Raw genomic sequence first — 20196 nt, forward strand, 5'->3', positions numbered from 1 at the left:
CTTACTTTTTAGACATGTATTCCCTAATGTAATCCTCTACGATTTGCGGAAAATATTTGTGTTCCAGCTGATGTATCTTCTGAGCAAGTGAATCTGGAGTGTCTTCTGAAGTAATATCACAACTTGCCTGGAACAAAGTACGCCCTTCATCATAGTTCTCATTCACTAGATGTATGGTAATCCCAGACTGCTTTTCTTTATTGGCGATCACAGATTCATGGACATGTGATCCGTACATTCCTTTTCCTCCATAGGAAGGCAAAAGAGCAGGGTGGATATTGATGATTTTATCTGGAAATGCTTGAATGAGGTATTCTGGTATTTTCCATAAAAACCCAGCAAGAATGATGAAGTCTACCGATCCTAATTGCGCTAAAAACTCCTCAGACTTGAATTCTGATCGTGAAAAAACCAGAGAAGATACATCCAGGTTTTTTGCTCTTTCCAATACAAAAGCATCTGGTTTGTTGCAGTAAACCTGACTAACCGTCATATCACTTACACTTTGAAAATGCTTGATTAATTGTTCGGCGTTAGTGCCGCTACCTGAAGCAAATACTGCGATTTTTATATCCATGACTTCAATAAAACCATGCTGATTAGACCTGACAAAATGATTAAGTCGGTAAATCTAATGAGTCTCTGGTAATCCTTTTGCCGATCGGCATAAATCAGTTTGTAAATGAACCAAAGGAAAATGGGTAGAAGAGCCATGAAATAGTAACGTACCCACCAATTGTCGATGGTGATCAAAAAGGAAATAAGAAAAGCGCCGCTTATTCCAATAGATAAATAGATGAAGAGCTTAGCACCACGAATTCCAAAAATTACTGGTAGGCTTTCAATTCCAAACTTGGAGTCGCCTTTCACATCCTCCATATCTTTGAGCACTTCCCTTATGAGCGTGATTGCCATCGCAAATGAGGCGTAGATATAAACAAGGACTTCATTTCTCGCCAGGTAAATGCAAATCATCAATAAGGTTAATCCGGTTAGGAAAGCAATAACCACATTTCCAATTATCGTAATTCTTCTTAATTGATTGGAGTAATACCATAAGAAGAAAGATGAGAAAATATGAACTACACCGATTTTAGGATTGAGATAAAAGCCAAGAGCGATAGCACCGAATGTTAATACAAAATGGGCAAGTAGCGCAAGACGTCTTCTCATTAATACGCCAATCACCACTTTGTCTGGTCGGTTGACCATGTCAATCTTTTGATCGTAATAGTCATTAATGATATATCCGCCGGCAGCAATCATAACAGTACTTACGACCATCATGAAAAAACCTTTGCCGGTGAGTTGGTTTAGTTTTTGTGGATACTCAGAGACGAGAAAAAAGGCAGTGAGGTATTGCGTAGCCCCAATGATTAATAGGTTGGGGATACGACTAGCAATAAGGAATCCGACGAAATCATACCTGATTAATCGCTTCATTTCTTATTCAAGCTAGCGATTTGCTCTGATAAAAGCTTATAAACCTGATACTTATCCTCATCAGTCTTTAATATCTCCAGGTGCTTGTCCAGAATATTTTGATCACCTCGGACTGCAGGTCCGGTTTGGGCGTTTTTAGCTGAGATGTTAACGGCTTTAGTAACCGTTTCTTGCATCAGGTGCTCAATATCGGATAAGTCCAGTTGGGCATCACTGAGAATATTTTCAGCAATGGCATAAAGATGATTGGTGAAGTTACATGCGAATACTGCCGCTAAATGTACCTTCTTACGATCCTCAGAGCTAACTCGTTTTACTTTTGGACTAATTGCCTTAGCTGCAGTTTCTATAATCTCAGTGACTTTATCGGAATTACCTTCCACGAACACTGGAATTGCATCAAAATTTACTTCTTGATCCTTAGTAAACGTCTGAAAAGGATATAGAACTCCGTAAGACTCCAAATTGGAGAGTAAATCAATAGGTTGAGAGCCTGATGTGTGTACAATAACCACATGTTCAGGAAAAGACAAGCCGTTTATCACTTCAGCAATGTTTCTATCTGGAACAGAAAGGATGATTAAATCACAGCTTAGATCATGGATGTTTTTAATCTCAACGGCTTCACAGTTTTTTATTGACAAGTTGTTAATTAACTGTTGAGCTTTGTTCAAATCCCGGCTGACTATATAACGAAGAGATATAGCGTTAGAGTCATTCAGCTTTTTGGCCAAATGACTACCTACGTTTCCAATACCTACAATCGCTACGCTCAGTGACATTATTCCATTCCTTTGTCACGCATCTTTTGGAACTCGGTGTATCTACGCGAGATTGCGATTCCAAAACCAATCACAAGAAGCAATGTTCCTAACCATAACACATTGATCCATGGTTTTGCGACAGCTTCTATGATGATCCAGTCTTTTTGTGTGGTGCTGAGTCCGAAGACAAAACTGTTTTCATCTGGATTGATTGATTGAATAGTGATTCGAGAGGCCAAATCATTGACTACATCAGGGATTCTTCCAGCCATCTTGTCTTTGATCACGTAAATTGGTTCTACGGTGTAGGTCTGGTATTCTCCTTGTATTTCGATAAGTGCTTTTACCGCGATATCTTCAGGCCCGAGTTTAATTCCCGGAACATTTCTTAGAGGCTCTATATTTATGAACTCAGCTACATAATCATTGATGAAGAATTGAGAGCCAGGAGACACGGTGATTTCTTCTATTTCACTCCACTCTATCTCTTGATCTGGATCCGGGAAGGTTCTTACGTGAGTATATAAATCTGCTGCGAATGTTCTATTAATATCAGGAGAATATACGTTACCCATTTGCTCATTCATCTGAAGACGTGGATATAGCGTAAAGTCTTTACCATTTTCATCTTCAAAGATTACTTCGAAGTAACTGTTTTCAGCATTGATGATATTGATAGTATCACCAACATTAAGTTCATGTCCTGTGCTAGAAACGGTTTTTCTTCCAATGATTAATTTTCGAGCATCTACTGCGTCACTAATGTCATTCAAGTCCACATAGCCATATTCAGTAGTCAGTTTCCTCAACCCTCTATAGATCATTTTGTAATCAGCCATCTGTCTTGGCTCATTCACAAAAAGAAGCAGATTGTTTTGGTTCACTTCATCAGGAAACTCCTTGCTCCAAAGAAGTCCTGTATTGTTCATGGATAATATCTTAGAATAACCTGAGCTGAACAATACCCCAATCAACATCATAGCTACACCGATGTGAGCAACTGCTCCTCCTGAAAGTTTGATGTTTGATTTTGCAACGGAAACGAAAATCTTCAGATTGGCTATGATAGAGTAAACAGATGCCGTTAATAATAACAGGTACCAAATATTCTGAACTTTAGCGACCATGAATATTACGGCTGACGCCACCAAGGATAGAATGATAGGTGCTGCTAACTCTTGCTTCAGCTTGCTCTTATCCATTTTGGTCCACCAGAAGAACTGGCCAGTTCCTGAGAGCACTGCTAACAAAATAGCAAAATAGAGCTGGAACTGAGTGTAAAACTCAACCTGATCTGCAGGAGGTGCTAGGTTAGATGATCCACCAAATGCCTCTACAATTTCATTCCATACAGGAATAGAAGTCGGTATAATCACCTGGAAAGCCATCAAGCAAAGCACGGTAGCACCCATAAAGATCCAGAATTCTCTAGAATATGCTGATGTTTCTTCTTCAGTACTTGGAATTGTTTTCCAAACTCTTGCAGCAACTATTACTGATAGGATGATGAATACAAACAGATAGATTAATAGCTGACCTGATAATCCTAAGTCAGTAAAAGAGTGAACCGAGGCATTACCTAATACTCCACTTCTTGTAAGGAAAGTTGAGTATACTATTAAAATATAGGTAGCTAGAATTAGGATGATGGATGATTTCAGAGCCACATTGCTTTTTCGGAATGCGATCATCGTATGGAGTGCTGCCACTAATACTAACCACGGGACATACACTGCATTTTCCACCGGGTCCCAGTTCCAATATCCGCCAAAGTTCAATGTTTCGTAAGCCCAGTAGGCGCCCATCAAAATCCCAACTCCCAAAACAGCTGCTGAGAATTGTGCCCACGGCAGAGCAGGACGAATCCATTCTTTCACTCTGCCAGTCAGCATACCAGCAACAGCGAATGCAAATGGTATAACTGTCGTCGCGAAACCTAAGAACAATGTAGGAGGATGTATTACCATCCAGTAATTCTGTAGTAATGGGTTCAATCCACGACCATCTTCTGGGATGAAATCAGGCTGCATGGTGAAAATAGGATCGTTCAACACATCTCTCAATAGCAAGAATGGAGAACTGCCTATTTTAATATCTAAACCAGGAATCACTACCCCCATGATCATACTGACCAGGAATACTTGTGTGAAAGTGAATACTGCCATCATAGAGTCACGCCATGATTTATTCGTATGAATCAGAATCAGACCAAGTATAGCATTCCAAAACATCCATAATAAGAAGGAGCCCTCCTGACCATTCCAGAAACTGGAAATCTGATAATAAATAGGCAGTATTTTGGAAGTGTAGTTGTATACGTAATGATACTCGAACATATGTCCGGAGATCATTAGGAAAAGTGTGATTACAATACCAAATATGGCAATGGCATGTATGTAAAAGGCTCCCTTTGCAAAGCGAGCCCATGAGTTGTTTTCGTCGTTGATATTCCTGGCAAATGCGTAAGTCGCCACTAAGGAAGATATGAATGCCAGTATGACTAGAATATGCCCGAGATTTCCCGGAAAGTAATGGATCATGTGTTAAGTATTTACTCCCTCTTCTTGGTATTTAGAAGGGCACTTAAGTAATATTTTGTCAGCTACGAATTTGCCATTTTGATATCCGCCTACAACAACCACTTGTTCAGATCTTAAGAAGTCTGTCGGCATTGGATTAGGATGGTAAACAATCTGTGTTTCATTGTTTTCATCTACCATTTGAAATTTGAATGACATCATGTCTGGACTCGGCTCTATACCAACGACATTGCCGCTTCCATCTTTTGGCAGTTTGCCTACTACATGGATCTTGTTGTCATTTCCCTTAGATGCCATTTCCTGAGCATCTTCAAAAGTTACATAGGCGCTAGCATCACCGGCAGTAGACATGATCACAATGATCGCTACAGCAATGATGAGAATTCCGAAAATGTGACTCTTTTTCATTTGTTTCAATATTTGCTGAGCATCATGCTCACTTGTTTTTGATTTCGTCTTCTAGTTTATCCAGTTTCTTGTCTACTCTCCATAGGTACAGAAAGAAACCAATCAACAGAATCAATATTATTCCAATCACCACGTAAATTTTACCTTCACTTCTGAAAGTGTCAGCCATGGGGATTTGAAGCAGAATATCGTTGAAAACAACCGATATGCTTAAAAATAAGTTCGCTATTATACTCATGATATTAATCATCAATTTTTTCTAAAAGCAGTTTATATCGGATTTTGATTGTCGCTATCCAAAAGCCAAGTAAAGTCCATCCAATTACTGCTGTATAAAACACTTTTCTAAGATTGCTGTCTAGGTCATACGCATTGAACCCCGGATTTCCTCCATTTCCTGGATGTAAGCTGTCAGTTAACCTCGGTAATATGAATAAGAGAGGCACCAGTGCTGCAAAAGCAAAGATGTTATACACCGCCGATACTTTAGCTTTTTGCTGTTCATCTTGAATAGATCCTCTTAAGATGAAATAGGCGAAGTAAATTAGAAGGCCAATCGCAGAAGCATTTTGCTTAGGATCACTACTCCAAGGTTCTCCCCAGGTGAAGGTGGCCCAGAACATGCCTGTAAGCATTCCTAAAATTCCAAACAGAGTTCCGACAATAGCAAGTTGATTGCTCATGATGTCGTTTTCTATTTTGCCTGAAGAAAGGTATTTGATGGCGTGCACTACTGATGCTACGAAAAGAAATAACATTCCGAACCACATGGGTACGTGAAAGTGCAGTACACGAATTGTTTCGTTAAGTATCGGCAAACGAGGAACTGGAAATAGGAATCCACCAATCACCACATAGACCAACAATGCCATTGTTAGCCATTTCCACCACTTCGTCCTCATTAGATAGTTCATCTGCTCCGGGGTTGTTAATTCAGCAAAATGGGCTGACCAAGTTTGCTCAAAAACATGCTAAATTTTTATCACGATTTCCAGGTAAAAGGAAACAGGATAAATGAGAGTGCAATGATAATAACATTCACACTGAGTAGAGTGATCAAATTAGTACTAATATCTGCTAATGATCCGCCAAGAACCAAGATTTGAGAATTATTGATGGAGAGAATTAGAATCGGGATGATCACTGGGAAACCCAAAATGGCCATCATCACAGCGTTATTATTGGTTTTACTAGATATAGAAGATACCATTGTGAAAGCACTACTCAATCCAATGGAGCCAATAATCAGGTTCAGGAAAAACGGTCCTGAAGTTGCTACCGGAAAACCAAGAAACAAGGAAAATACTGAAAGAGCTACAGAGATTAGCAACAGTTGATAAACTCCATAGTAGATCAATTTGGCAACAATTATTCTAGATGGTTTGATTAGGTAAAAATAATAGGCTGATCGATCGTCTTCCTGAGCAAAACTTTTAGCAACAGCATTTATCGATATAAATAAGAGAATTAACCAAAAAAGTGCGTTCCATGTTTCTCGCTCGATAAAGCCTGTAAATGCTAAATAACTTGTTATGATTAAAGATGTAATATAAAGCAATATTCCTGCTGCTGGATATTTCGTTCTCCAATCAATTCGTAGATCTTTGAGGATTAGCCACTGTAGTTGTTTTAGCATGATGCAAATTTAAGCTTTAGTTGTTGATTGGTACCTTTTCCTTTTTTGTATCATCTTTACATTTCACAGGTCGGTTCATTTATTCCATTTATCCTGTAAAACCTTCGTATTAACTAAAGCATGCTAGGCAACGCTATTCAAGAATTACATTTGTAACATGGATACTAAGAAAAAGATATTGATTACAGGCGGTGCAGGTTTTATTGGCTCTCACGTCGTGAGAAGGTTTGTTAGTAGTTATCCCAATTATCAGATTTTTAATCTTGATAAATTGACTTATGCTGGAAACTTGGAGAACTTGAGAGATATTGAGAATGCTCCAAACTACACATTTCTCAAAGGAGATATATGTGATGCAGAGTATATTCAAGAGATATTTTCAACATACCAATTTGATGGTGTGATTCATTTAGCTGCCGAGTCTCATGTTGACAGGTCCATTACAAATCCAATGGCATTTGTAGAAACGAATGTGATTGGGACTGTTACTTTATTAAATGTTGCTAAGAATTTTTGGAAGGATGATTTTTCTAATAAAAGGTTCTATCATGTTTCTACTGATGAAGTATATGGGTCTCTTCATGATGAGAATGAAATGTTTTTAGAGACCACTTCTTATGATCCAAAATCACCATATTCTGCATCTAAAGCGGCATCGGATCATTTTGTAAGAGCATATCATAATACTTATGGGTTGCCTATTGTTCTTTCAAACTGCTCTAATAATTATGGGTCTTATCATTTTCCGGAGAAGTTGATTCCTCTAACTATAAATAATATCAAAAACAATAAGCCTATCCCTGTGTATGGGAAAGGGGAAAATGTGCGTGATTGGTTGTTTGTTGAAGATCATGCTCGAGCAATAGATGTTATTTTTCATTCAGGCACAGATGGGGAGACTTATAATATTGGTGGATTTAATGAGTGGAAAAATATTGACTTAGTTCATCTACTTTGTGATATTATGGATGATAAATTAGGACGAAAAAAAGGTGAGTCTCGGAAGCTAATTACGTTTGTGAAAGATCGTGCTGGTCATGATTTGAGATATGCAATCGATGCTACTAAAATAAAGACTGAACTAGGCTGGGAACCATCGCTTCAATTTGAAGAAGGATTAGAAAAGACTGTTGATTGGTATTTAGCTAATGAAAAGTGGCTGAATGATATTACTTCAGGCGATTATCAAAATTATTACAAAGAACACTACCAATAATGAAAGGAATTATACTCGCTGGAGGATCTGGCACCAGGTTACACCCTCTGACTTTGGCTGTAAGCAAACAGATTTTACCTGTTTATGATAAGCCAATGATTTACTATCCATTGTCTGTTTTGATGTTGGCTGGTATTAGAGAGATTTTAATAATATCCACGCCTAGAGATTTGCCTGTTTTTAAAGATCTATTAGGTGATGGTAAATCACTTGGTTGTGAATTTTCTTATGCTGTTCAGCCAAAACCAGAAGGTTTAGCTCAGGCCTTTATTATTGGAGAAGAGTTTATTGGTACCGATTCAGTCGCTCTTATATTAGGGGATAATATTTTTTACGCTTCAGGTTTGTCCAAAAAACTACAGTCGTGTGTAGACCCAGATGGAGGAATGGTCTTTGCATACAGAGTTCATGACCCTGAAAGATACGGTGTGGTCGAGTTTGATCAATTTGGAAAAGCAATTTCAATTGAAGAGAAGCCTCAGGAGCCGAAATCATCTTATGCCGTTCCAGGATTGTATTTTTATGATAATGAAGTTGTAAGTATTGCCAAATCAATAAAACCAAGTCCGAGAGGTGAATTGGAGATTACGGAAGTCAACAATCAATACTTGAAAAAGGGGAAACTGTCCGTTGAAAAACTGGATAGAGGAACTGCTTGGCTAGATACAGGGACTTTTGAGTCTTTACAGCAAGCAGGCTCATTTGTTCATGCCTTACAAGAGAGACAGGGGATGAAAATTTCTTGCATAGAAGAAATTGCTTACAAAATGGGCTTCATTGATGCAGATCAATTGGAAGAACTTGCTGAACCATTAGTTAAAAGTGGGTATGGTGCATATTTGAAACAAATTCTTAAATGGAAGTAATAGAAACACCACTAAAAGATTGTGTAATTATTAAATCTAAAATGTTTGGTGATGATAGAGGATTTTTCATGGAATCATTTAATCAACGCGAATTAGAGAAACATGGGATTTACTTTGATGTGAAACAAATTAATTTCGCCAAGTCAGGTAAAAACGTTTTGAGAGGCTTACACTTTCAAAAAGAGCCGCATGCTCAGACAAAATTGGTAGGTGTGATAGCTGGATCTGTAATTGATGTTGTTGTCGATATGAGAAAGGATTCTCCAACTTTTAAGGAGTCATTCAAGCTTGAAATTGATGCAAGAGACACATTTCTGTTGATACCTAAGGGATTTGCGCATGGGTATTATACTTTGGAAGAAAATACAGTATTTTATTACGCAGTTGATAATTTTTACAATGCTGAGGCTGAGTCAGGACTGATTTATAATGATTCACAGTTAAATATTGATTGGGGTTTAATAGGTTTGCCTCTTGTATCTGAAAAAGATTTAAAACAACCAGCCGTTGATGCGGCGTATACATTTTGATTTAAACATTGACATAATAGAAATACTATGAAAATCGCTGTAATTGGAACCGGCTATGTTGGTTTGGTATCTGGGACTTGTTTTGCAGAAACCGGAAACCACGTTACTTGTGTAGATATTGACGTAAATAAAGTTGAAAAACTAAAAAACGGGAAAATCACAATATATGAGCCGGGTCTTGAGGTACTTTTTGAAAGAAATTTGAGACAAGGACGGTTGGAATTTACTACTGACCTAAAGGAAGGTATTAAGGATGCGAAAATCATTTTTTTAGCACTACCAACGCCTCCAGGTGAAGATGGCTCTGCTGATTTGAAATATGTGTTAAAAGTAGCAGATGACCTTGGTCCAATACTGGAAGAGTACACTGTAATCGTTGATAAGTCCACCGTTCCTGTTGGTACAGCGGATAAGGTAAACGCGGCTATTGCAAAAAATGCCAAGGTGGATTTTGATGTAGTTTCCAATCCTGAGTTCCTTAGAGAAGGGGTAGCGGTAGAGGATTTTATGAAGCCAGATAGAGTGGTTATTGGTGCAGAATCTGAAAAGGCAATGAAAGTGATGGAGAAACTATATACTCCATTTGTTCGTCAAGGGAATCCAATCATTTTTATGGATGTGAAGTCTGCAGAATTAACCAAATATGCTGCTAATTCATTCTTAGCTACTAAGATCACTTTCATGAATGAAATCGCCAACATGTGCGAATTATTAGGTGCTGATGTCGATATGGTTAGAAAAGGCGTTGGTACTGATGCTAGAATAGGCAAACGTTTCTTGTTTGCGGGTATTGGTTATGGTGGAAGTTGTTTCCCTAAAGATGTTCAGGCATTGGCTAAGTCTGCAAGTGAAGTAAATTATGATTTCCAGATTTTGAAATCAGTTATGGGTGTCAATCAGATTCAAAAGGAGAAAATGATTGACCCATTGAAAGACTATTTTGGAGGAGACTTGTCTGATAAAACTATAGCAGTTTGGGGATTAGCTTTCAAGCCGTATACTGATGACATTAGAGAAGCTCCGGCTTTAGAGAATATCACTAAACTATTGAGTATGGGAGCGACTGTAAAAGCATATGATCCAGAAGCAATGGAGAATGTGGAAGGGATTTTTGGCGATAAGATCTATTTTGCGAAAGATGAATATGATGCCCTAGAGGGAGCAGACGCATTAATGATCATGACTGAGTGGCCTGTGTTCCGTACACCTGAATTTGATAAGCTTGAGTCTTCTCTTAAGAATAAAGTGATTTTTGATGGCAGAAACCTATATGACCTTTCGCAGATGGAAGAATTAGGATTCACCTATTACAGCATAGGTAGAAGAACCGTTAAGGCATGAGTAAGCAAAAAGTACTAATCACAGGGGGAGCTGGCTTTCTTGGTTCCCACCTTTGTGATCGATTTATCAAGGAAGGGTTTCACGTAGTAGCAATGGATAATCTCCTTACCGGAGACATTGCGAATATTGAGCACCTAATGGGACATCCTGATTTCGAATTTCAACATCACGATGTTTCGAAATATGTGCATGTATCTGGAGATCTTAAGTACATTCTTCATTTTGCTTCTCCTGCGAGCCCGATTGACTACCTCAAGATGCCGATTCAAACGATGAAGGTAGGATCATTGGGCACCCTTAATTGTCTTGGGTTGGCAAAAGACAAGGGAGCAAGAATGCTAATTGCATCTACTTCTGAAGTTTATGGTGATCCATTAGTGCATCCACAGAAAGAAGACTATTGGGGTAATGTAAATCCTGTAGGTCCGCGTGGTGTTTATGATGAAGCCAAGAGGTTTCAGGAGGCCTTAACAATGGCATACCACACATTCCATGGCCTAGAAACAAGAATTGTAAGGATATTCAATACTTTCGGGCCAAGGATGAGACTGGATGATGGTAGAGTTTTGCCTGCATTTATTTCTCAAGCATTACGAGGTGAAGATCTTACGGCATTTGGAGATGGTTCTCAAACTCGTTCATTTACTTATGTTGATGATTTGGTAGAAGGCATATATCGATTATTATTAAGTGATTATGCTCAGCCTGTGAATATCGGTAACCCTCAAGAGATCACTATTAATGAATTCGCTGAAGAAATCATTCGTTTGACTGGTAGTAGTTCTAAGATTAGCTATAACCCTCTTCCTAAGGATGATCCCAAGCAACGTAAGCCAGATATTACACTTGCTAAAGAAGTGTTGAATTGGGAGCCTAAGTATACCAGAGCTGAAGGATTGGAGCCTACTCTCGAATATTTCAAGAAGAAAGTTTTAGGTTAAAATATTCTCATGGAGTTCAGAGTTGCAATAATTGGATTAGGCTACGTAGGTCTACCTCTTGCTGTAGAAAGTGGCAAGAAGTATCAAACCATTGGATTTGATATCAATTTAAAGCGTATCTCTGAGCTCCAGAATGGAAAAGATAGAACGTTAGAGGTTTCGGAAAAAGAATTGTCAGAGGTTAAAAAGCTGTCATATTCAACCGACTCCAATGACTTGTTGAATTGTAACTTCTATATTGTCACAGTTCCTACACCTATTGATGAGCATAAGAATCCTGATTTAACACCTATTTTAAAAGCCTCAGAGCTTTTAAGTACTGTGCTGAAAAAGGGTGATATAGTAGTTTATGAATCAACTGTTTATCCTGGGTGTACTGAAGAGGTCTGTGTTCCTATTTTAGAGAAAAGTGGATTAAAATACAATGAAGACTTCTTCTGTGGGTATTCGCCAGAACGAATCAATCCGGGTGATAAAGTACATAGACTGCCTTCAATACTAAAAGTTACAAGTGGGAGTACTCCCGAAATAGCAAATGTTGTTGATGACTTTTATTCATCACTTGTAACTGCAGGAACATTTAAAGCCTCATCCATTAAGGTTGCTGAAGCCGCAAAAGTTATTGAGAACTCTCAACGTGATATCAATATTGCTTTTGTTAATGAATTATCACTGATCTTCAATAAGCTAGGAATAGATACCAATGAAGTGCTTGAAGCAGCCGGTACGAAATGGAATTTTTTGAAATTCTCTCCTGGTTTAGTAGGCGGCCATTGTATAGGAGTTGATCCGTATTACCTAACCTATAAGGCTGAATCAGTTGGATATCATCCACAAGTAATATTGGCAGGGCGCAGGATTAATGACAACATGGGAGCCTATGTTGCAAAAGAGCTCATAAAGCTATTGAATAAAAAAGCTGTCCTGAATCAGCAAACCAAAGTCTTAATTTTGGGAATTACTTTTAAAGAGAATTGTCCTGATATTCGAAATTCAAGAGTTATAGATATCTATACTGAATTGATTGATTTTGGTTTATCGGTAGATGTGATGGACACAGAAGCTGATCCCCAAGAGGTATTAGAAGAGTATGGTATTGAATTGACTAACAACCCTAATTTTGCCGATTATCGAGGAGTGGTCCTCGCCGTAGCTCACAAAAAATTCATGGACATTGATTGGTTCCAAACTAGAAAGAAAGTTGAGGTGATTTTTGATGTTAAGGGATTATTGCCCAAAGATTTATCAGACTCTAGGCTATAAATTGAGAATATTTTAACAATTTTGCCTTCCATTTGAGCATTACACAATAAAATACTCTGAAAATTGGATTATAAAGAAAATATAATTCCACATGATCATCAGATAAAACAAGCTGATCGAATAAACAAAAATGGGTTTCAACCGAAGCTCATTTGGTTTACAGGATTGTCTGGTTCAGGAAAATCAACTTTGGCAGGTGCATTCGAAACCTATTTGTTTAATCAAAACTATCACACCTACATTCTTGATGGTGATAATGTCCGATCTGGTCTAAATCAGGACTTGGATTTTTCGGATTCAAGTAGAAAAGAAAATATACGAAGGATTGCTGAGGTTTCTAAATTGTTTGTTGATGCTGGGCTTGTTGTTTTGACAGCTTTTATCTCTCCATTCAAAGAAGACCGTCAACAAGCTAAAGATCTTGTTGGAGTTGACAATTTTATCGAAGTATTTGTAGATACTCCACTAGAGATTTGTGAGCAACGAGATGTAAAGGGTCTCTACGCCAAGGCTCGAGCTGGTAAAATTCCTAATTTCACAGGGATTGATAGTCCATTTGAGAGACCAGAGACTCCTGATGTTCATATTGAGACCGAAGGAAAGACTGTTGAACAGTCTATAAAAGAATTAATTGATCAAATTATTCCAAAATTAAAATAGCATGAAAAGCTATAACCTTACACATATCAAAGAACTTGAGGCGGAAGCTATCTATATACTGAGAGAGGTTTTTGCGCAATTTGAAAATCCTGCAATCTTATTTTCAGGTGGAAAAGACTCCATTTGCGTTGCTCATTTAGCTAGAAAAGCTTTTTTTCCTGCAAAAATTCCGTTCCCATTTGTGCATGTTGATACTGGGCATAATTTCCCTGAAACAATGGAGTTCAGAAATAATTATGTTAAGGAATTAGGAGTTAAACTAATCGTAGGCTCTGTTCAAAAATCTATTGATGAAGGTGCTGCTTCTGAGGAGAAGGGTAAAAATGCTAGTAGGAATGCAATTCAAACTGTTACTCTTCTGGATACAATAGAAGAACATAAGTTTGATGCTTGTATTGGTGGGGCTAGAAGAGATGAGGAAAAGGCAAGAGCAAAAGAAAGGTTTTTTTCTCATCGAGATGAGTTTGGTCAGTGGGATCCAAAAAATCAAAGACCAGAACTTTGGAATATTTTTAATGGTAGATGCCATCAGGGAGAGCACTTTAGGGTTTTTCCTTTAAGTAACTGGACGGAAATGGATGTTTGGCAATATATTCTGTCAGAAAATATCGCATTACCTACTCTTTATTTTGCTCATGATCGACAGGTCATTAGAAGGAACAATACTTGGCTTCCGGTTTCTGAGTTTATAACTATCGGTGAAGACGAGGAAATAGTGACAAAGAGAATAAGGTTCAGAACTCTTGGTGATATTACTATTACGGGAGGAGATGAATCCGATGCGGATACACTTGAAAAAATCGTCGATGAAGTTGCTTCTGCCAGACAAACAGAAAGGGGTAACCGTGAAGATGATAAGAGGTCTGAGACTTCAATGGAAGACAGAAAGAAGCAAGGATACTTTTAATTTTTGGATCTAGATTAAAGAGAAATGAATAAGGATATAGAAAAGCACGATAATGCCGGCTATTTAAACATGGAGCTACTTAGATTCACAACTGCCGGTAGTGTGGATGATGGAAAGAGCACGTTAATTGGTCGTCTACTTTTTGATTCTAAGTCAATATTTCAAGATCAAATGGATCAAGTAGCAAAGTCCAGTGAAAGAAAGGGCTTGGAGCATACTGATTTGGCTCTTCTTACTGATGGGTTAAAAGATGAGCGTGAACAAGGAATTACAATTGATGTGGCCTACAGGTATTTCGCCACACCAAAGAGAAAATTTATCATAGCAGATACCCCAGGGCATATTCAGTACACTAGAAATATGGTGACTGGAGCTTCTACTGCAAACTGTGCTTTATTGCTGGTGGATGCTAGAAAGGGTGTAATTGAACAGACACAAAGGCACTCAATTATCGCTTCTCTTTTGAAAATCCCTCACGTTATTGTTTGCGTGAACAAAATGGATTTAGTCGATTATTCAGAGGAAGCATTCGAGAAAATTAAAGAAGATTATGAAGCATTTGCTTCAAAATTAGAGGTTAAGGATGTTCGATTCATTCCTATATCGGCGTTGAACGGTGATAATGTTGTAAACCGGAGTGATAATATGCCTTGGTATGAAGGTTCAACTCTATTATATACTTTGGAAACAATTCATATTGGGAGTGACTATAATCACATTGATTGCAGATTCCCGGTTCAAACTGTTATTCGACCTAAAAACGATAAGTTTCACGACTATAGAGGCTACGCAGGTAGAATTGCCTCAGGAGTCTTCAAACCTGGTGATGATATCACAGTAATGCCTTCTGGTTTTACTTCTAAGATTAAATCGATTGATACTTTTGATGGAGAACTTGAAGAAGCCTTTGCTCCAATGTCTGTAGCAATACAGTTGGAGGATGAGATTGACATTGGACGCGGTGATATGATTGTTAGGTCTGGTAATAAACCACAACCACTTCAGGATATTGAAGTAATGATCTGCTGGTTAAATGTAAAAGGTCCTAAGCCAAGAGCTAAATATCTACTTCGTCATACAACTGCCGAGGTTAAAACGATGATTCAGGAGGTGAGCTATAAATTAGATATAAGTACCCTTCATCGAAATGAAGAAGATAAGGAAGTTTCGGCTAATGACATTTGTAGAATGAAGCTGAGAACTACAAAGCCGTTACTTGTAGATGGATATGCAAAAAACAGGATTACTGGTAGTCTCATATTAGTAGATGAAGGTACCAATGAAACTGTTGCAGCAGGAATGATCATATAATTACTAATAAGAATATTAAGAGTTAAATTCTGAGTCACCATCTTATACGTGGTGACTCTTTTATTCACAACCATATGGACTTTAAAGAATTAATTTCAATCGCCAGACAAGCTGCAATCAAAGCGGGTGAGGCAATTATCGAAATCTACGAAAGTGGAGATTTTTCAATTGAGGCTAAATCAGATGATTCCCCATTGACATTAGCAGATAAAGCTTCTCATAATGTTATTGTGTCTTATCTGGAAAAAACGGATTTGCCAATTCTCAGTGAAGAAGGAAGTGCAGTTCCTTATGTTGAGCGAAAGAATTGGGATTATTTTTGGTTGATTGATCCATTAGATGGAACCAAGGAGTTCATTAAAAAAAATGGTGAATTTACGGTAAACATTGCTCTAGTCCATGAAACTAAAGTCATTGCAGGAGTAGTTTATACTCCGGTTTTGGAAGATGAGTATTGGGCGATCAAAGGGGAAGGAGCTTTCAAAAATGGTGAGCAAATCAGAGTAAATTCATTTAAGTTATCTGATGACAACCTGAAAGTAGTTGCTTCAAGATCACACCTAAATGGTGACACCCAACAGTTTATGGATGGTTTGTCAAATCCAGAAGTCGTTTCCAAAGGAAGTTCACTGAAGTTACTAATGGTCGCTGAAGGTGATGCTGATTTATATCCGCGATATGCACCAACCATGGAGTGGGATACTGCCGCGGCTCAAATTGTAGTGGAAGAAGCAGGTGGTACGGTAAATCAAAAAGATACTACTGATTCTGTTGTTTATAATAAGGAGAATCTGTTAAATCCTTATTTCTTAGTTTCAGGAAAGATATAAATTATGGGAAAAAGGATAATAGTTACGGGAGGAGCGGGATTCATTGGGTCAAATCTTGTAGAAGCGTTATTGGCTGACGAACGCATAGACAAAGTGCTTGTGATAGATAATTTGTCAAATGGCTATTATTCTAATATTGAAGAGTTTGAGGGGCATAATAAGTTTGAATTTGTCAATGAAGATATTCGAAATGCAGAGGGACTAATAACTCTATTCAAAGGATACGACCTGATTTCGCATCAGGCTGCTTTGGGTTCCGTGCCTCGTTCTATACAGGATCCGATAACGTCTAATGATGTAAATGTTGGTGGCACATTGAATGTTCTTAATGCTGCCGTGAAGAATAATATTGAACGAGTAGTATTAGCGTTTTCTTCAAGTACCTATGGTGATTCTCCCACTTTGCCAAAAGTAGAACACACCATTGGTAAACCCCTGAGCCCTTATGCTGTGTCAAAATATGCTTGTGAAGTTTATGCTGACGTTTTTCATAAAGTATATGGTTTGAATTATGTAGGTCTGCGGTATTTCAATGTTTTTGGCCCAAAGCAAAATCCCAACAATCCTTATGCTGCGGTTATACCTTTGTTTTGCAAGGCATTGTTAAATGGTGAAAGTCCAGTTATAAATGGAGATGGGTTGACTTCAAGAGATTTTACCTTCGTATCAAATGCTCTTGATGCTAACATAAAAGCTTTATTCGCAGACAATAAAGAAGCTTTGAATGAAGTTTACAATGTGGCTTGTGGTGAGCGGACTACTTTAAAAGATTTAATAAGAATCATTAATGATGAACTAGGCACAAATATTGCAGCTGAATATAAAAATGAACGTGCTGGTGATGTTAAACATTCTTTAGCGGACATTTCTAAAATACGCACCCTGCTAGGATACAATCCACAAGTATCTGTTGAACATGGATTGAGAATGGTATTGAGATCGTATCAGAATGAACAATATTCTCATTAATTATTTTTATTGTTAAGGGTGTATGACAATTTGTCTAACTTTGCCCTCTAAATTTTAATAACTGGCTAATGCATAAGAATTTAGTAGTTGTATTATTTGCTATTATCTTATTTGGATATTCAGATTTTGTAAGCGCACAAAATGCAAATTCAATTCAAAATCTTGAGAATGTAAATGTCGATGAGTTAAGTGATGATCAAATACAAAGAATAATAGATCAAGCCGAGTCAGGAGGGTATACTGAACAGCAATTAGAGTTTATGGCTAGGTCTAGAGGAATGTCATCCGCTCAAATTTCTAAACTACGCCAAAGGATCAATGAGGTAAGGAATGGAAGTTCCTCTAAATCATCAAACATTTCATCAGTTGATAGATCTAGAGTTTCTCCTAATCAAGAAGAAGTTGATGCAAATAGATCTTCCGGATTTGACCCGTTCCAGACAATATTTCCGGAGGACACTTTAGTTGATCCTAGTGAATTGAAAATATTTGGATTAGATTTTTTTAATAACCCAGAAATTTCATTTGATCCAAGTTTAAATATTGCCACTCCTGCAGATTATCAAATTGGTCCTGGAGATCAAATTGTAATTGATGTATGGGGAGCGTCAGAACAGAATTATCAGCTGCAAGTATCACCTGAAGGCTCAATTATCATCCCTAATTTGGGGCCAATCTATTTGAATGGGCTTTCTGTTGAAAAAGCAGAAACTAGGATTAAAAGTCGACTGAAAAATATATACAGTACATTAGGGCAGAATACTTTTGCACAAGTTAGTCTTGGTCAGATCAGAACTGTTAGTGTTAATGTGCTCGGTGAAGTTGCTCAGCCAGGTACTTATCAAGTATCATCTTTTACTACAGCATTTAATGCACTATATAACGCCGGGGGACCGACAGAAAATGGATCATTTAGAAGTATTGGGATTTATCGCTCTGGAAAGGAAGTAGCCGTTCTTGATGCATATAATTTTTTGATTAGCGGGACTGGTCAAAATATCATGTTACAGGATCAGGATGTTGTAATGGTAAAGCCATATGAAAATCGGGTGGCTGTAAGAGGTGAAGTAAAACGTCCTGCTTACTATGAGGTAATAAAAGGAGAAAGTCTTAATGATGTGGTTTCATTTGCTGGGGGATTTACAGGGTGGGCCTACAAGAAAAGTATTTCAATACGTAGAAATCTGGATAATAGAAAAACAGTGGTTACTGTTTTGGCAAATAGGTTTCCTGAGACCGGTCTAATAGATGGTGATGATCTTGAAGTTGGAAAAATTCAGAATCAATTTGTAAACAGAGTCAGAGTTGAAGGTGCGGTAAATCATCCAGGTGAATTTGAATTAAGTGATGGGATGACTCTTAAAGATCTCATTAATTATGTGGATGGATTAAGAGCGGACGCATTTTTACAAAGAGGGATTATTATAAGACAAAATGACGATTTAACCTTGTCGAATATTTCGTTTAGTCCTAGGGAAATAGTTTCTGGAGAATCAGACTTAATGTTGAAGTCGGAGGATTTGATAAAAATACAATCCATATTCGACTTAAGAGAGGAATATATGGTGTCTATACAAGGTGAAGTATTGACTCCAGGGGACTATCCTTTTGCTGACGGCATGACTGTTGAAAACCTAATTTATCTGGCGAATGGATTTAAGGAAACCGCAGCTAAATCTTTTGTCGAAGTTGCTAGGAGAGTAACTGATGAAGATGGCGATGGATCTGCCACGGCAACAATTTATAATTTTCCAATTGACAAAAATCTATCTATTAAAGATGGAGATAAGGATTTTCAGTTAAAACCATTTGATTTGGTAGTGATTCGTAAATCTCCGTTTTATGAAAAGCAAAATATTGTAGAAGTAGAAGGCGAAGCTCAATACCCAGGTAAATATGCTTTGGCAAGTAAGAATGAGAGAATTTCAGATGTTTTAACTAGAGCAGGAGGCACAACTAAATATGCATATATCAAAGGTGCGACGCTTATAAGAAGAACTGAGTATTTCGTTAATAAAGGAAAGGGTGAAAGTGATTCTAACGAGTCTACTGATGCCGCAGCAAAAATTAGACAAGAAGATCTGAAATCATTATTAGAAAGGGATACATTGGTTGATCAAAGAGATCAGGTTTTTAAAACTCAAGAATCAATAGGAATTAAACTAGATGAAATACTTAAAGCCCCTGGTTCTAAATATGACTTAATATTAAAGGAAGGTGACGTATTGAGTATCCCAAGACAATTACAGACCGTTAGAATAAGAGGAGAAGTATTATATCCAAGTACGGTAAGGTTTGATAATAATAGAACCTTCAGACAATACATCTCTCAATCTGGGGGCTTTTCAGATGACGCAAAAAAAGGAAAGTCTTACGTAGTTTACCCTAATGGAAGTGCTGAACGAACAAAGTCCTTTTTATGGTTCAAAAATTATCCAAGGGTTGATCCGGGAGCTGAAGTTATTATACCTAGGAAACCTGAGAAGAGGAAGTTAAGTCCTCAAGAAGTTATTGGAATAGCTAGCGGCTTGGGAACGTTAGCATTGATTATCAATAATTTAACAAGATAAT

The 20196-nt window shown here is 37.7% G+C and carries 19 protein-coding genes and 1 pseudogene; 12 read left to right on the forward strand and 8 right to left on the reverse strand.

The features are described from left to right. Nucleotide 1 precedes the first annotated feature (1 nt). The 8 genes and pseudogenes from purN to NXS00_RS16765 all read right to left on the reverse strand — a co-directional run bounded on the left by purN (nt 2) and on the right by NXS00_RS16765 (nt 6791). The gene (purN, locus tag NXS00_RS16730; protein WP_258100397.1) at nt 2-577 is read right to left on the reverse strand and encodes a phosphoribosylglycinamide formyltransferase; all 576 of its coding nucleotides are present in this window, start codon (nt 575-577) and stop codon (nt 2-4) included. Continuing rightward, complete coding sequence (locus tag NXS00_RS16735) at nt 568-1443, reverse strand: geranylgeranylglycerol-phosphate geranylgeranyltransferase (RefSeq protein WP_258100398.1); 876 nt, start codon at nt 1441-1443, stop codon at nt 568-570. The genes purN and NXS00_RS16735 overlap by 10 nt, the downstream gene beginning before the upstream one ends. Continuing rightward, nucleotides 1440-2225: a Rossmann-like and DUF2520 domain-containing protein gene (locus NXS00_RS16740; protein ID WP_258100399.1), complete on the reverse strand. Its 786-nt coding sequence runs from the start codon at nt 2223-2225 to the stop codon at nt 1440-1442. Before NXS00_RS16740 ends, NXS00_RS16735 begins: the two co-directional genes overlap by 4 nt. Then, nucleotides 2225-4747 (reverse strand): cytochrome c biogenesis protein CcsA, encoded by a 2523-nt coding sequence (ccsA, locus tag NXS00_RS16745; protein WP_258100400.1) that lies wholly within the window; start codon nt 4745-4747, stop codon nt 2225-2227. Before ccsA (NXS00_RS16745) ends, NXS00_RS16740 begins: the two co-directional genes overlap by 1 nt. A 3-nt stretch (nt 4748-4750) precedes the next feature. Then, complete coding sequence (locus NXS00_RS16750; RefSeq protein WP_258100401.1) at nt 4751-5155, reverse strand: cytochrome c maturation protein CcmE domain-containing protein; 405 nt, start codon at nt 5153-5155, stop codon at nt 4751-4753. Between the two features lie 28 nt (nt 5156-5183). Beyond that, complete coding sequence (locus NXS00_RS16755) at nt 5184-5393, reverse strand: CcmD family protein (RefSeq protein ID WP_258100402.1); 210 nt, start codon at nt 5391-5393, stop codon at nt 5184-5186. A gap of 4 nt (nt 5394-5397) precedes the next feature. Further along, nucleotides 5398-6081, reverse strand: a pseudogene (ccsA, locus tag NXS00_RS16760) (cytochrome c biogenesis protein CcsA); the annotation flags it as partial. A gap of 56 nt (nt 6082-6137) precedes the next feature. Then, nucleotides 6138-6791 (reverse strand): heme exporter protein CcmB, encoded by a 654-nt coding sequence (locus tag NXS00_RS16765; RefSeq protein WP_258100403.1) that lies wholly within the window; start codon nt 6789-6791, stop codon nt 6138-6140. A gap of 157 nt (nt 6792-6948) precedes the next feature. Here NXS00_RS16765 and rfbB point away from each other — a divergent pair, with 157 nt between their 5' ends. The 12 genes from rfbB to NXS00_RS16825 all read left to right on the forward strand — a co-directional run bounded on the left by rfbB (nt 6949) and on the right by NXS00_RS16825 (nt 20195). After that, the gene (gene rfbB, locus NXS00_RS16770) at nt 6949-8007 is read left to right on the forward strand and encodes a dTDP-glucose 4,6-dehydratase (protein WP_258100404.1); all 1059 of its coding nucleotides are present in this window, start codon (nt 6949-6951) and stop codon (nt 8005-8007) included. Next, the gene (gene rfbA / locus NXS00_RS16775) at nt 8007-8873 is read left to right on the forward strand and encodes a glucose-1-phosphate thymidylyltransferase RfbA (protein ID WP_258100405.1); all 867 of its coding nucleotides are present in this window, start codon (nt 8007-8009) and stop codon (nt 8871-8873) included. Before rfbB ends, rfbA begins: the two co-directional genes overlap by 1 nt. After that, a complete protein-coding gene (gene rfbC, locus NXS00_RS16780) occupies nt 8864-9403 on the forward strand; it encodes a dTDP-4-dehydrorhamnose 3,5-epimerase (protein WP_258100406.1) in 540 nt (179 codons plus the stop codon). Before rfbA ends, rfbC begins: the two co-directional genes overlap by 10 nt. Nucleotides 9404-9430: 27 nt before the next feature. Next, nucleotides 9431-10744 (forward strand): UDP-glucose dehydrogenase family protein, encoded by a 1314-nt coding sequence (locus tag NXS00_RS16785; protein WP_258100407.1) that lies wholly within the window; start codon nt 9431-9433, stop codon nt 10742-10744. After that, nucleotides 10741-11685, forward strand: a complete 945-nt coding sequence (locus tag NXS00_RS16790) for a UDP-glucuronic acid decarboxylase family protein (RefSeq protein WP_258100408.1) — start codon at nt 10741-10743, stop codon at nt 11683-11685. The genes NXS00_RS16785 and NXS00_RS16790 overlap by 4 nt, the downstream gene beginning before the upstream one ends. Before the next feature lie 9 nt (nt 11686-11694). Beyond that, on the forward strand, nt 11695-12948 hold the full coding sequence (locus NXS00_RS16795) for a nucleotide sugar dehydrogenase (protein ID WP_258100409.1): 1254 nt from the start codon (nt 11695-11697) through the stop codon (nt 12946-12948). Between the two features lie 63 nt (nt 12949-13011). Next, on the forward strand, nt 13012-13608 hold the full coding sequence (cysC, locus tag NXS00_RS16800; RefSeq protein WP_258100410.1) for an adenylyl-sulfate kinase: 597 nt from the start codon (nt 13012-13014) through the stop codon (nt 13606-13608). Nucleotide 13609: 1 nt separating this feature from the next. Beyond that, a complete protein-coding gene (gene cysD, locus NXS00_RS16805; RefSeq protein ID WP_258100411.1) occupies nt 13610-14515 on the forward strand; it encodes a sulfate adenylyltransferase subunit CysD in 906 nt (301 codons plus the stop codon). A 24-nt stretch (nt 14516-14539) separates the two neighbouring features. Next, a complete protein-coding gene (locus tag NXS00_RS16810; RefSeq protein ID WP_258100412.1) occupies nt 14540-15826 on the forward strand; it encodes a sulfate adenylyltransferase subunit 1 in 1287 nt (428 codons plus the stop codon). A 74-nt stretch (nt 15827-15900) separates the two neighbouring features. Continuing rightward, nucleotides 15901-16656 (forward strand): 3'(2'),5'-bisphosphate nucleotidase CysQ, encoded by a 756-nt coding sequence (cysQ, locus tag NXS00_RS16815; protein ID WP_258100413.1) that lies wholly within the window; start codon nt 15901-15903, stop codon nt 16654-16656. A 3-nt stretch (nt 16657-16659) separates the two neighbouring features. Beyond that, nucleotides 16660-17625 (forward strand): SDR family oxidoreductase, encoded by a 966-nt coding sequence (locus NXS00_RS16820; protein WP_258100414.1) that lies wholly within the window; start codon nt 16660-16662, stop codon nt 17623-17625. A gap of 68 nt (nt 17626-17693) precedes the next feature. Beyond that, entirely contained in the window at nt 17694-20195 is a 2502-nt protein-coding gene (locus NXS00_RS16825) for an SLBB domain-containing protein (RefSeq protein WP_258100415.1), read from the forward strand. Nucleotide 20196 lies beyond the last annotated feature (1 nt).

It is taken from the genome of Marinoscillum pacificum (genome assembly GCF_024714495.1).
Classification (GTDB): Bacteria; Bacteroidota; Bacteroidia; order Cytophagales; family Cyclobacteriaceae; genus Marinoscillum; species Marinoscillum pacificum.